This window comes from Pseudonocardia xishanensis (genome assembly GCF_039541715.1).
Taxonomy (GTDB): domain Bacteria; phylum Actinomycetota; class Actinomycetes; order Mycobacteriales; family Pseudonocardiaceae; genus Pseudonocardia; species Pseudonocardia xishanensis.
Genome location: NZ_BAABGT010000086.1, coordinates 74544 through 88445, shown reverse-complemented (window position 1 = coordinate 88445; position 13902 = coordinate 74544). Strand labels below are relative to the sequence as shown.

General features: G+C 70.5%; 8 protein-coding genes. All 8 read right to left on the bottom strand.

Going from position 1 to position 13902, the window contains the following annotated elements; all coding sequences use genetic code 11:
• Positions 1-192: 192 nt before the first annotated feature.
• The 8 genes from ABD993_RS27215 to ABD993_RS37060 all read right to left on the bottom strand — a co-directional run bounded on the left by ABD993_RS27215 (position 193) and on the right by ABD993_RS37060 (position 13896).
• Complete coding sequence (locus ABD993_RS27215; RefSeq protein ID WP_345424481.1) at positions 193-5802, bottom strand: SNF2-related protein; 5610 nt, start codon at positions 5800-5802, stop codon at positions 193-195.
• A gap of 89 nt (positions 5803-5891) precedes the next feature.
• A complete protein-coding gene (locus ABD993_RS27210) occupies positions 5892-6239 on the bottom strand; it encodes a hypothetical protein (RefSeq protein ID WP_237190034.1) in 348 nt (115 codons plus the stop codon).
• Between the two features lie 190 nt (positions 6240-6429).
• Positions 6430-7083, bottom strand: coding sequence for a DUF4913 domain-containing protein (locus tag ABD993_RS27205; protein ID WP_345424478.1), 654 nt, complete (start codon positions 7081-7083; stop codon positions 6430-6432).
• Entirely contained in the window at positions 7080-8957 is a 1878-nt protein-coding gene (locus ABD993_RS27200; protein WP_345424475.1) for a type IV secretory system conjugative DNA transfer family protein, read from the bottom strand. The genes ABD993_RS27205 and ABD993_RS27200 overlap by 4 nt, the downstream gene beginning before the upstream one ends.
• Positions 8954-10354: an ATP-binding protein gene (locus ABD993_RS27195; protein ID WP_237190037.1), complete on the bottom strand. Its 1401-nt coding sequence runs from the start codon at positions 10352-10354 to the stop codon at positions 8954-8956. The genes ABD993_RS27200 and ABD993_RS27195 overlap by 4 nt, the downstream gene beginning before the upstream one ends.
• Positions 10355-10485: 131 nt before the next feature.
• Positions 10486-11961: an SCO6880 family protein gene (locus ABD993_RS27190; protein ID WP_237190038.1), complete on the bottom strand. Its 1476-nt coding sequence runs from the start codon at positions 11959-11961 to the stop codon at positions 10486-10488.
• On the bottom strand, positions 11958-13232 hold the full coding sequence (locus tag ABD993_RS27185) for a TrbL/VirB6 family protein (RefSeq protein ID WP_345424468.1): 1275 nt from the start codon (positions 13230-13232) through the stop codon (positions 11958-11960). Before ABD993_RS27185 ends, ABD993_RS27190 begins: the two co-directional genes overlap by 4 nt.
• The gene (locus tag ABD993_RS37060) at positions 13225-13896 is read right to left on the bottom strand and encodes a DUF8175 domain-containg protein (protein WP_486362901.1); all 672 of its coding nucleotides are present in this window, start codon (positions 13894-13896) and stop codon (positions 13225-13227) included. The genes ABD993_RS27185 and ABD993_RS37060 overlap by 8 nt, the downstream gene beginning before the upstream one ends.
• Between the last annotated feature and the right edge of the window lie 6 nt (positions 13897-13902).

Here is a 13902-nt window from a genome sequence, read left to right as displayed (position 1 = left end):
ATGTCCTTCCACGACGCCCCGGCCGCGCGCAGCGGGGCGTACCTCCTGATGTCCATCCAGGCCTCCACAGGCAGGATCACGGGTGACCCCCTCCGGGCTCGTCTGCTTGGCGGCTGACAAGCCCGGAGGGTGGTCCCTCCCTAAGCCGATCTTGGATCCGACGCGCCGGACCAACGACAGATCAGCTCGTACCTACAGCGACATCAGAACCCGTACGCGGACAACGGCGGCCTCGATGCTGGAGATGTTCCCCTCGAGGCGGCCGATCGCGCGCTGGTTCTGCTCGATGGAGTAGCGCAGCCTGCTGCGGGCCTGCACGTGGGAGCGCTCCAGACGCTCCAGGCGCGCCAGGTCGGCGTCGGCCTTGGCCTTGTCGAGCAGCAGCGGGTTGCCCGCCGCGAGCGCCTTGACCTCGTTGTAGGACAGGGCCGAGTCGCCGATGTCCTCGATCTCGCGCTGGTCGAGCCGCCCCCGCATGACCTGGGCGATGAAGGTCGCCTTCCTGCCGACGGTCTGCCAGGAGTAGGCGTCGAACGAGCCCTCGACGACGTAGCGGTACAGACCGATCTCCGAGTGCTGGTTGCCGCGGCGCAGGGCCCGGCCGTCTCGCTGCGCGAGGTCGGCCGGCCGCCAGGGACAGTCGAGGTGGTGCAAGGCGATCGCCCGGTCCTGCACGTTGGTGCCCACGCCCATCTTGGCGGTGCTGCCGACGAGCACCGAGACCCTCCCCGTCCGGCAGGCCTCGAACAGCTCGCCCTTCTCACGGTCGTTGCGGGCCTCGTGGATGAACCGGATCTGCTGTGCGGGGAGGCCTCGCTCGACCAGCAGCTCTCTCAGCGCCTCGTAGACGTTCCAGCGCTCGGGGTGCGGCGTGGACAGATCGCAGAACACGAGCTGGAGCGCACCGCGGACGGGTTGCTCGCGCGTCGACTTCTTCTCGTAGTAGACGTTGTCGCGGTTCTCCTGCCAGATCCTGGCGATCTCGTCGGCGGCGACGTCGATCTTCGACTCGCCGGGAGGGGCCTGTTGGCCGACGAGCCGCATGTCCAGCGCGGCCGCGCGGCCGTTGCTGGAGATCAGCAGCATGTTGTCCTGGTCCGGCTCGACGGCACGCTGCTGGACCTTTTCGGCCCGGGCGGCGAGCTCGACGATGTAGTCCTGCAGCTGCGGTGAGGGCGGGATGACGAACGTTCTCGGCGCCCGCTGGCCGTCCTCCGGGCGAGGCAACAGCTCGGGTCGGGGCAGCTTGAGGTCCTCGGCGGTCTTCACATCGCCGCTGACCCACCACATGCGGAGCAGCTCGGGGACGTTGTGGAACCGGGCGAAGCGTTGCTTGAGTCGGAAGCTCCCACCGTCTGGGGACAGCTCGACGTCGGTGGTCGACTGGCCGAACGTGGCCGCCCAGGTGTCGAAGTCGCGCACGCCGGCGGCGTCGAGAAGGTCCGGCCGCAGGTAGCGCTGCATCACGTGGGCCTCGGTGATGCTGTTGGCGATCGGCGTGGCCGTGGCGAGTGTCCCGACGCGGAGTCCGTGGCGGTTCCTCAGGTAGTGCAGCTTCATGTCCAGGTCGGTCGCCCGGTTCGAGCCCTCGATGGCGGCGCCCGGGATGTTGGAGACCGTCCGCAGGTTCTTGTAGTCGTGGGCCTCGTCGACGACGACGTAGTCGATTCCGGAGCGCTCGAAGGTGACCGCAGGGTCGTAGTCCCGGGCGAGCTTCTCCTTGATCCGCTCCTCGGCGCTGAGCAGCCGGGCCTCCATGCGCTTGGTCGACAGGCTGCGGATCCCCTCGGCCTTCTCCCGTTCCAGGGCGGCCCGCAGCTCGGCCAGCTCGTTGTCGAGGTAGGCACCTTGGGCCTCGGCCGTCATCGGGATCCGCTCGAACGCCGAGCGGGTCAGGATGACCGCGTCCCAGTCGCCGGTGGCGATGCGGGCGACGAACGCGCGCCGCCGGTCGCGGGTCAGATCGGCGCTGGATGCGGCCAGGACCTTGGCCTGGGGGTAGAGCTGTTGGAACTCCCGCGCCCACTGCTCCAACATGTGGTTGGGGATGACGATGGCCGGCTTGCGGATCATCTTCAGGCGCCGGAGCTCCATGACCCCCATGGCCATCTCGGCGGTCTTGCCTGCGCCGACCTCGTGGTAGAGCCCCACCGCCGGCTCGGAGATCATGCGCGCGACGGCGGCGACCTGGTGGGGGTTGGGCTCGAAGGTCAGTGCCAGACCGGGCAGCGAGAGCTCGACCTCGTCGTAGTTGCGCAGCACTAGGGAGTTGAAGCGGTCGTTGTAGACCCGCGCGAGGGTGACGGCCCGCTGTGGGTCCTCCCATACCCAGTCGCTGAAGCGCTCGGTGAGCTGGTCGGCCTTGGCCTGCGCTGCGACGGTTTTGGAGACGTTGAGCTTGCGGCGGATGCTCGTTGAGCCCTCGGGGGAGGTGTACTCGAACTCGTCGTGCACCGTGATCGGCTGCTGCTTGAGCAACGCGGACGCGATCTGTGGGGCGGAGAGATCCTCCGTGCCCCAGGTGCTGGTGGCGTTGATCCCGAAGTCGCGCCCCTTGACCAGCCACTGGGAGCCGTAGGGGTGTTCGACGGTCAGACTCGGGTCCTCCAGCGTCTCGCGGAGGAACTGCTCGACGTAGCGGCCGTCGATCCAGGACGCGCCGAACCGAGCGACGATGTCCTCCGGCGCGATGTCCGGTGGCACGACCTCCTCAAGGGCGGCGATGTTGGCCGCGAACCGGTCGTCGGTGGCTTCGGTGGCGGCCGCGCGGGCGAGCGCCAGCTTGTCCCTGACCTGACCGGAGAGGTACTCGGCGGCCGGGATGAGCGTGCCCGGTGCGGCCGGGTCGTCGAAGACGAGGCGGGCGAGACGTGCGCGTGCCTCGTCCGGTCCTACCCCCAGGAGTCGCGCGATCTCGTCGAGGTCGGCGCGTCCGTGGGTATCCATGCAGATCGCCAGCGCGTCCTCGGGGGAATCCGCACCGAGGCGCGGTGTCCGCGGGGCGACGACGCGCTGCGTGAAGATGTCGGCCTTGGTGGCCTGCTGGGATGTGGAGTCGAAGTTCTCGAGCGCGTAGACCAGCACGGAGTCCGGGTCGCTGCGGAAGCCGCCCTGCTTGGCCTGGATCCGCGCCAGGATCTCCTCGCCAGTCTCCGGGTGGGTCCGCCCGGTGCGGCGCCAGGTGAAACGGTTGAGGGGGCCGAACCGCTCGCTGTAGCCGTCGTAGCGGTCCTTGAGCTGCGCGCGGAGCTGGTCGATCTCCGCGGTGGGCTCCAGGGAGGCGGCCTCGGCCTCGAGGAGCGCGACGACGGTGTCGCGCAGGCCGAGCAGCTCGCGGAGCTCGGGGCGTTGGGTGCGCGGCACCGCGAACGGCTCGGCTGCCCCCTGGTTGATCTGGACGAATTCGTCGCCCTCGATCATCAGGTGGCCTGCGGGAAGTTCGGCGGACCGCGCCACGAGGGCGGCACGAGATGACGCCGAGACGGCCACGGTGGGGGAGTGGGCCAGTCCTGCGACGTGGGCGCGGGCGACCAGCAGCTCCAGCTTCTCGCGGAGCAGCTCGGCGGCCGGACGCTCGCTGATCACCGTAGGTTCGGCATCGCTGAACTGGCCACGCCCGACCGCCAAGGTCCCGCAGATCATCTCGGGGTGCTCGGCGAAGTAGGAGCTGATCCGGATCTCCTGCCCGTCGACGGCGACGAGCTGCGTCATCTCCCAGTCGTCAGGGACCGGCTCGGCGTCGGGCTCGCGTCGCCGGAGAACGAGGAGGTCGGTCACGACCGGGGTCCCCGCGGCACGTTGGTGCGCTGCTCGCGGGAGTCGGATCGCGCCGACCAAGTCGGCGAGCTCGGCCATCTCACGACGAGCTGCAGGGTTGGCCGCGTCGAGGGTGTAGCGCGAGGTGATGACGGCGACGAGCCCACCCGGGGCGGTCAGATGCAGGCTCTTGATCAAGAAGTGGTTGTGGATGGAGTGTCCGCCACGGTTGTATTGCCGGTCGGTCAGGACGGACTTTGCGAACGGCACGTTGCCGACGGTGAGGTCGAAGGCGCCCTCGGGGGCCGTGGTGTCGGCGAAGGACTCGCTGAGGATCTGCGCGTCCGGGTAGAGGGCCGCTGCGACCTGCGCAGTCGCGGCCTCCACCTCGACCCCGACCATCCGGGCCCCGTCCGGCGCAGCGGCGATGAAGTTGCCCGAGCCGCAGCCGGGCTCCAGTACCCGGCCCTCGGTGAACCCGAGCTCCTGGAGGGCACGCCAGATCGGCGCCACCAGACCGGGATCGGTGTAGTGCGCGTTGAGCGTGCTGCGGGCCGCCGACTTCCACTCGGCTTCGCTGAGCAGCGAGGCCAACTCCTCGCGGGCCCAGGCGAACTCAGAGCGCGCGGAGTCGAACACCTCGGGCACCGCACCCCAGCCCGACCAAGCGGCGATGATCCGCTGTTCTGCCTCGGTGGCCGGTCGCTCGTCCGTGCGCAGCGTGCGGAGGGTCCGCAGCGCAGCGATGTTCGCCCGGGTGCGAGCGACGGAGCCGGAAGGCACCAGCGGCTCAGTGCCGACAGGCCGGAACCGAGCTGGTGGCGTCACGGCCGACGGCCGGTGGACCTTTGCCTCAGGCAGCTCAGCAGCCTGGCGCTCCGAAGGCTCGCTGGGAGACCGACGGTCAGGGTCGGAGACTCTCGGGCCGGTACGAGGCTCCGTCGGTGCCTGAGCACTGATGACGCCTCTGATCCGGTCCCAGCGTGGCGAGTTCTGCGGATCCAGCTCCTCGGCCTGAGCGATGAGGTCGAGGGCCCGCTGTCGGTCACCGCCGTCGAACGCGACTCGCGCCTCGGCGGCGAGCTCGGCGGCGACCTCGGCTTCCTGAGCACGTTCGTCAGCGAGCTGCTCGTCCGTCTTGACCGTGCCGTCGAGCAGCTGCGGGTGCTCCCGCAGGTAGCGGTAGGCCCAGTCCCACTCCTCGCGGGTGGCGTCCCGGACGTGACCTTCGATGACGTAGCGGGCGGCGGCCTCAGGGCCGCCGCCCCCAGGCGCTCCGGGATGTCCGTAACGCGCCGCGTAGTCCTCCAACGCGCGCACCAGGGTCCGAGCCCGAGCCGGCTGATCGGCGGGAACCCGCGGTTCCTCCGGGCCGCGAGCGTTCTCGGCGGCTAGAGCCGAAGCGGTTCCCACGCTGCCCGGCGGCGCCGCGGGCTGCGGCGCGCTCAGGGTGAGTGTGGCGGCCAGGTCGCGGAGGTTCCTGCCCAGTGGATGCCCGCCGCTGCGCCCGACCCGCCCGTCCGGTCTGGAATAGGTGTGTCCGCACTTCACCGAGCTCAGCCCGAGGACGTCGAGCGCGTCCGCGAGGGCCTCCAGCTCGGCTGCCCGGTGACGTCGTTCGTCGGGAGTCAGCCGGGCCACGACCTGCTCGACGTGGCTGTCGAAGCGTTGCTCGCGAGTCGCCGAGTCCCTGAGCAGCTGGCTGGCCTGCATGGCGGCGGTCCAAGGGCCGGGGAGGACGGGATCGCGCTGCCAACCTGCGAGTCCGTCCTCAATGCCTTGCAGCGCCACCTCGGCCAGATGCGGAGCCAGGACACCACGGAAGTCGTCGTGGGCTCGGTACTGCGCGGCCAACGCCAAGTTCGCCAGGTCGACGCCGCGGTCACCCGTCGCACCGGGATCTCGGCGGTTGCCGCTGACGACGTTGAGCCGCTCGACCTCGGCCTTGGCCGCCTGGAGCTCCGGGTCGCCCTCACCCCGTTCCCACCGTGCGTAGACGACCTTGACCCGCTGCTGGATCAGGTCGTTCAGCTCGCGCTGGGACAACGCGCCGAACTCACCCGTGCTGACCAGACGCGGGTCATCGGACGAGAGCCGCGGCGACCACGAGGACTCCGTCGTGTGGAGTGGGACGGCTACCGGGGGGCGGAGTCCTCGATCAGGGGCGTCCACGGGTCCACCGGGGAGCTCTCCGCGAGCACCTCGGCCGCCTCCGGCTCCGGCGGGAGCAGGACCTGCTCGGCGAGGACCATCTCCCGAGCCCGTTGCCGAGCCGCGTTCAGACGACCGACCTTCTCCAGGTACGTCTCCCGCGCCGGGTCGTCCCCCGCCAGCTCCGTGCTCAAGTCGGTGATCTGGTCGGCCACCTCCAGGCCCAGCTCCGCGAAGAAGGTCTCCGGGCTCGCGATCTGGGCGTACCGGCTCGGCAGCCACCGCCGCCAGTGCGTCATCGCCTGCGCGCCGTACTCGTTCATCCTGGTCACTCCGGTCTCGTGGTTCGGTGCCATCGGAGCCCGACGCGGTCGGAGCCGGATCCGCAGTCTCGGACGCGGTGCCTCCGAAGAGGAAGTCCAACGCGAGCTGGTCCTCCGCCGGAGCTGGTCGCCGCCGTCGTCCAGGCACCTGCTGCCCCTCATCCCGCAGCGTAGGCCGCCGCGTGTCTGTGTCGTGGGATTACGCCGGGCTGTGCCCGGTCTCGATCGCCTCGTAGTCGAGGAAGTACGACTCGTGGGGCTCGTCGTGTCCGAGCGGGGTCGCCCCACTGCCCGTGCTGTGCATGCCGCCCTTGCAACCGCAGAAGGGACCGTTCTCGCTGCACAGCACGCCGAGCTGGTGGTCGAGGTGTTCGAAGTAGACGACCATCGCGTTGCCGTCTCCGGCGATCACCGCTTCCGCCCAGGACCGTCGTGCCGCCTCGAACCGCGCGATCGCCTCGGGATGCAGCCACCACTTGCGACACCAGTACGGGTAGCCCCCGGTCTGAGGGACCTTGCGCTCCAACAACAACGCGACGTTGTCGCGGACCCAGGTGACCAGACGACGCATGTCCAGGCCGATCTCGACGTCACTGTCCGGGGCCGCAGCGTCCGGCGGCGCGGGCAGGTCGCCATCCCCTGCCCCGTCGGTGCGGTCGTCGGGGATCGGGCCGGGGACGAGGCTGAAGTGCTCCTCGACGTCGTCGAGGGCGCTGGCGAACTCCTCGACGCGGTCCTCGAGGTCGCTGACCCGTTCAGCCAGCGCAGCGTGGTCACCACGTTGGCGCGCGACCAACGCGACCAGCTCCGGGTCACGTCGTCCCGTCGGCTCCTCGTCGGGGTGCGCGCTCATCGCGGCGCCCGAAGGGCGTCCTGCTGAGCCAGGATCCGGGAGAGAGGGTTGTCGCGCCCCAGGGAGGCGATCGCCGCCTCCCGGACCTGCGCGCTGGCCTCGGCGGCGAACCCGGAGATCGTGTCGGCGTCTCGCTCGGCGTACCAGGGCATGAGGTCGATCAAGCCCGGCTTGCGGCCGGAGGAGATCAGGACGGCCTTCGTCTTGGGCAGGGCGGCGACGTCGGCGGCGGACAGGATGCGGTCGCGCCGGGTGGACAGGGTCGAGGAGGACCCGCCCTTGCCTCGCTGATCGGAGTAGGTGGGGACGTCGTGGTCTCCGATGAGCCGAGACACGTGCTCGCAGAACTCCGGGTCGTGTACGCCGGCCCCGATGAGCTTGATGGTGGCCGCCGACCACAGCTTGTCCATCCCGGAGCGTCCCCAGATCGCCACCCCTTGCTGGTAGGACTGCAGGAAGCTGGTGACCTGGATGGACATGCTGCCGAAGTAGCTGTAGAGGTCGGGCAGGTTGCGGATCGGGCAGATGTTCGCCGCCTCGTCGAGCACTGCGCGTACCGGCGGGTCCACCCGCCCGCCCCGCGCGGTGGCCGCGGCCGCGGTCGTTCGCAGAAGGTGATCCACCAGCGCTGCGACGACCGGGGCACCGGTGCCCGCGCCCTCCCGGGTGAGGAGGTAGAGCGTGTCGCGAGGAACCGGGTGTCCGTAGTCGTCCTGCTCGTAACCGACGACGAAGCGCCACGGGTCGAGCTCCTCGACCCGGTTGACGTGAGGCGCCTCGATCCAGGTCGCGGGGGGCGTGACGTAGCGGGCGACCGCCTCGGACTCCAGGCAGCTGATCGCGGTCAGGGCCGTTTCGTACAGGCCGCCACGCTGGTCGGACGGTGCCTCGATGGTTCCCTGCAGACCCGTGGCTATGTCGGTCATCCCGGCGGCCCGGAGCAGGGCGACGGGTTCCTCGCTACGCGTGGCGAGCCACTGCCTGACGTCGCGCAGGCTGTAGGCGGGCCCGCTCGCGGCCGCCGCCACGATCAGCTGGCCGAGCAGCCGCTCAGCGCCCTTGGTGAAGTACGGATCGGCGCGTTCATGCCCGGCTCCCACGGTCTGGGAGAAGTGCGTGACCAGGAACTGTGCGTCTGCCATGTCACGGATCCCGGCGAGCGGGTTCCACCACCAGGTCTGGGCCACGCCCGCGATGCGCTGCGGGTCGAGGACGAACACCCGTCCCAGCTCCGCGCGCAGCCCGATCGTCAGGGTGTAGACGTCGACCTTGTTGCTCGTCGTGATGACCGGGCCGGGCGCCGACAGCACTGCCGGGACGACGACGGCCGAGGTCTTGTTCGACCGTGGGCCCGCGATCTCGAGGAGCACGTCCTCCTCCGAGGCATAGAGCTGCTCGGAACCGAGCCTGCCCAGGCGCAGGCCCAGATCCCTCTCCGTCACCGAGGTGTCGGACAGAGACGGGCGCAACTGGACAGCACGTCGACGCGCTCCACCGCCGTACATGTCGCGGTAGTCGCGGCGGCGAGCCAACGACCTGCTGGGGCTTCCGTCCGTGGCGGCGCGGCGGGCGGCCCAGAGCCCGAGCAGTACTACGACGGACAGCACCGGCAGACACAACAGACCGAGAGCGCCCCAGAAGATCCACCGCGAGCCGTCAGCGCCGATCAGCGGGTCCAGGGTGCCGCCCCCAGACGCCTGTAGGAGCGCGGTCACGGTCGCCGAGCCGAAGGCGGGAGGGACGAACCCGTAGCCTGCGGCGGCCTGGCCGGCCAGCCAGAGGACGACGCTGACCAGCAGGCCGGTCCCGAGCACGGCGAGCAGCACGAGCGGGGCGGCGATCTCGCGGAGCAGGAACGGGGAGCGGGCGTTCACGGCGTGGCCCGGCGCCAGGCCTGGTCGGTGTCGTAGAGCTGCCGTTCGGTCGGTACCAGGCTCATCGCCACCGGCAGCCCCATCCGCTCACCCGACTTGATCAGGTACTTGCCGCGGCCGGGATGGGCGGTGCCCGAGACCCACGTCGGCGGCGCCGCCCACGAGCGCACCATGCCGCTCTCCTGAGCGGTCAACGGTGCGATGCGTCGGATCCCGTCGAGCTCCTTGTCGGCCATCCCACCGAGAACCATGACGCCGTTTCGGGAGGCCATGCCTCTCGCCTTGGCCCGGTCGGCTTCCGTCGGGAGAGCCTCAAGGTCGTCGAGCGAGTGGGTGACCTGCGCGGAGATCTCTCCGCGGTGCCGGCCGAGGCGAGTGACCCGGTCGGAGCGTTCCACCAGCCCCGGAGCGACTCGCAGCGCCCGCCACAGCTCGTCCTGAACGCGGAAGATGTTCCGCCGGCGCCCGAGCGCTGCCGAGCCGTCGATCACCGCGGCGGCCCAGGCCCAGGAGGACAGCATCGCGGCCGCGACGACCTCGTCGTCGTCATCGTCGAGCGCGGAGATGTCGAGGGACAGGGCCGGAGTGTCGATGTCGGCCTCGACGGAGGACCGGCGGTCGAAGATGCCGCGGATCGCCCCCGCACAGAGCAGACCGAGGGTGTTGAGCAGGTCGCGGGCGTCGCGACGGAACATGGTCTCCGTCTCGCACGCGGCGATGCTCAGCAGCTCTGCGGGCGGATTGGTGAGCACACGTACGACGTCGGGGATCGTGGGCTCGCCGGTGGGGTCCGCCGAGACGGCCAGGTCAAGAGCGACGTCGAGCAGTCTCCGCTCGGTCACCGCGATCTCGGAGCGACGGACGATGACGACGAGGGCCTCCAGCAGGGACAACCGTCGGGCCCGGATGGTCTCCTCCAGCCGGGCCCGTTCTTGGCCGGAGCTCTGCGCGAGGGCGCTCCGTAGCGGGCCCGCATCGAGGGGATTCAGAGAGTGGAGGCCACGCCCGATCCGCCAGACGCGCCCGCCGAGGTGATCGACCAGTGCGGTGTACTCGCCCTTGACGTCTCCAGGGACGACCGCGCTGAAGCCGAAGCTCACCAGCCCCACCATGAGCCTCTTGACGATTGTGGACTTCCCGATGCCGGGCTGCCCCTGGATCCACATGCCGGTGTTGGAGACCAGCCCCTCACGCAGCCACTCGGACGGATCGAGCCCGATCGGCTCGGCGGTGTGCATGTGGCGCCCGATCGGCACGCCCGGTGTGGCCGCGCCCGAGCTGACCGCGAACGGGAACAGCCCGCACACCTGCTGGGTGGTTCCCTGATAGAGGACGCCGCCTTCGACGTTCGCCGCGCGCCCGCCGCCCGGGGTCGTCCAGCCCCAGCTGCGCGGCACGGGGCGAGAGCGGTAGTGGGTGCCGGGGTCATCAGCACTCGGGGCGGCGGCCGGGCGCAGGCGCGCACCGGCCACCGACCCTGGCGGAGCCACACCGTTGGGCGAGGCCGAAGTCGGATCGACGGTGGCGGTCATCGGCGTGCCCTTCGTGCCAGTTCGACGGGATCGAGGCCGAACCCGAGCGCGGCGGCGAAGCCGGCCATCTGCGCGCCGCGCAGACGACGGAGCCGCAGCTTCGACTGACCCGCGCGCTGTTCGACGTCGGCGGTCGCCGCCGGGACCAACTCTTCTCGAGCGACCGTCGTCGACACGTAGAGGCAGAAGCGGCCCACCCCGGCGCCCTCGGCCTCCTCACGGGCGCTCTGTAGCGCCCGAGCGAAGTCGTCGCGCTCCCGTTGGGTCTCGTCCCGTTTGGTGCGCTTCGCCCAGGCCCGGCGGACCTGGGTGTTGGTGATCTCGCGCTCGACCTCGTCGGCGGCCGCGCCGGCCGAGTAGGGCTCGTAAAGCATCGTGACGCGGCGAGGGAAGGGGCCAGGGGCGAGTAGCGGGGTCAGTACGCGGTCGACGACTGCCTGTCGGGGCGCCTCGCTCAGCGCCCAGGCGACCGAGATACCGGAGTCGTGGCGCCAGTGATCCCATGCCTCGTTCGCCCGGATCGGGCCGGCCTCTCCCCAGATCAGCAGCTCGGAGTCGCCCGAAGGAAGTCGCGTGACGTCGCCCCGGCTGGCCGGGTCGTAGGCGATCCGCAAGCGTCCGGTCAGCCACGCCGCGGTTGCGCGGCCGAGGACGGCGACTCCCGCCATGCTGAGGCTCGCCTCGAGCCCGGGGAGCCAGCGAGTGACCTCGGCGACAGCCTCCATCAAGTCCTGTGGCCGCGGCGTCGCGCGAGAGGGGTCGAAGGTGATCGCGACTCGGGTGTCGACATCGGCGCTGGTCGCGGGCGTCGCGTCGACCAGCTCCGCCATCACGTCATGCGCTGCCTGCGGTGCAGAGGGATCGAGTCGTGACGAGACGTAGTCGCGCAGGGTGGTGCCGCCCGACGGCGCGGTGTCGACGGTGACCGCGATATGGCGGACCATGCGCTGGTACCCGAGGTCGGCCAGGAACGCGCCCCAGGACGCGACCCAGGCGTCTGCCTGCGCGCGGTCGGCCAGGTCCAACCCGACCGGACTGACACGGACGACTGCGGTCAGCCATCCGGTGCGTCGATCCCACAGCAGGCCCTGCTTCCCGCCTCGACCGTCGTCGGTCGAGAGCGGCACGAGCGGGGCCATGGGCCCGGGGAGGTCATGTCGGCGAGGGTGGTCGGTCAGCATCCCTCCGGAGAGCTCGTGCCACCCCGCGGAGCGGGATCTGCTGAACCGGATACGTCGGATCACGACGTCCGACAACGACTGGCCGCCCACCTTCACCAGTACGGCGACCAGGATCAACGCCGAGATCAGCGCTGCGATGAGCGCGACCTGGGCCGAGACGTAGGCGAGCATGATCGGCACCATGACCGCGACGAACAGGGTCAGGCTCTGGCCCGGCCCCAGCCGCCCGATCCCGAACCCTCGGGCGCGACGCCAGTTGCCGTACGTGCGTGGCGCCGCCTCGAGGCTCATCGCTGCTCACCGCCCTGTGTGAAGCCGTCGGCAGCGGTCTGCCCGGCCTGCTGGGCTCCTCGGGCGACGGCGGCACCGGCGGCGGCCGCTGCTCCAGCAGGTCCCGCCGCGGCGGCTACGCCGCCACCGCCGCTTGCCGCGGCTCCTCCTCCGGCGGCCCCGCCGCCTGTGGCCCCCGCGGCTGGAGCGGTTGCTCCACCGGGGGAGGCACCTGCCGCCCCGCTGCCCGCGGCCCCGCCGCCGGCGGAGCTCCCGCCCCCGCCGCCCCCGCCTGCGGATCCGCTCCCCGACGCTGAATCCGCGCTTCCGGGACCTGCGGTCAGCGCCCGCGAGGACCCTCCTGGTTGACCGGCGCCAGACGGTGCCGAACCCGGCCCGGTCATCTCCATCCCTCGCGCCGAACGGAGCGCGGCCATCGACGCAGCCCCACTGGCGCCGGCTGCCAGGGCGGACCCGACCCCACCACCTCCGGACGCGCTGACCTGGGTCCACGAGAAGAAGCGCATCATCGCTGGCATGGCCACAATGGCCAGGACGATGACCATGATCCCGGTCATGATCGTTGTGAAGTCCTGGCCGTTGCCGAGCAGCTGGAACCCGATGGCGTAGATGACGGCGGCCATAGGCTTGTAGAGGACGAGCGAGATGGCCCACGGCAGCATGCGGTTGAGCCACACCTTCGTCGAGTCGTTGATCGAGCCGGAAGCAGCGACCGGGAGCAGCACGGCGAGCACCATCAGCCCGGCCTGTCGGATGAAGCCCAGTACCCACTGGATCAGTGCGAGGAAGGCCAACAGGCCTGCGGTGATCAGCAGCAGGAAGGAGTTCTGGACTGCCCCGGGGGTCAACGCGCCGCCGATCCGCTCGGCGAACCCGCCCATCGAGCTCTCGACCAACCACTGTGAGAACTCGTCGCCGGCCTTGATCGCAGCCGACATCACCGCCAACCCGAGCAGGCTGACCACCGCGTAGCGGAACAGGCCTAGCCCGACGTTGACTGCCGGATCCTTCTTGCGCGACAACATCATCCGGATGGCCTGGACGAAGATGGAGCCGGTCAGCATGGCGATGATGACCGGGGTGAGGTACTGCTGCAGGTTGCGGACGGTGCTGTTGTCCGGGTCGACCGATGCGGTCTGCACCCACCAGGTCATCGCGTCGCCCACGAGCCGCCCCGCGGCCTCGGCAGCGCTGTTCGCGATGTCGTCGAACGCGGAGGCGGCCGCGGCCTGGGCCTTGCAGGTGATGTCAAAGGTTCCGCAGTCAGGCACCGGGGCCTCCCAGGGGCGCGAAGCCGTCGATCACGGTCACGAACTGGGGACGACTCAGCGGAACCTGCATCCGCCAGTCGCCATCGACCCACTGCATCGTTCGCTCCATCTGCGCGTAGCCCCGCATCGCGCTGGTCTGGGGGGTCTCCGCAGCGATCGAGACGACCACGACGTCCCCGGTGGGATCTCCGGACAGCCGGTAGGCGAAGCGGGCCGCTGCGGTATTGGCGGCGTTCTCGGAGCTGACCTCCGCTCGTGCGGCGGCGATCGTCCCCTCGACGTCCCCGAGCGTCTGCATGCGGGCCGTCGCTTCGTACACGGCAGGTCCCGCCGAGGACGACAGCCGCGTGCTGATGTTGATCGCGGCGAGGGCGGCACCGAGGGCGTCGTGGGTGAAACCCATCGCGACACCGGATGAGTCTTGGCGAGACGGACCGTGCAGGGCCGAGACGGGTACCGGCTGTCCGCTTACCCGCTGCCAGCTGATGTCGCTGTCCGCCGTGGGGGCCTGCCCGGGCGGGGGAGCGTGCGCGCCGCGGTCGTCGCTCCGCCCGAGGAGAAAGGCGATCGATGCGATGACGAGTACGACGACGACTGCGAGCGAGAGAAGCACGCCGCGCCGTCGGCGGGACGGGCGACGGCGCGTGTCCGCGCCCTCGTTCATGATGAA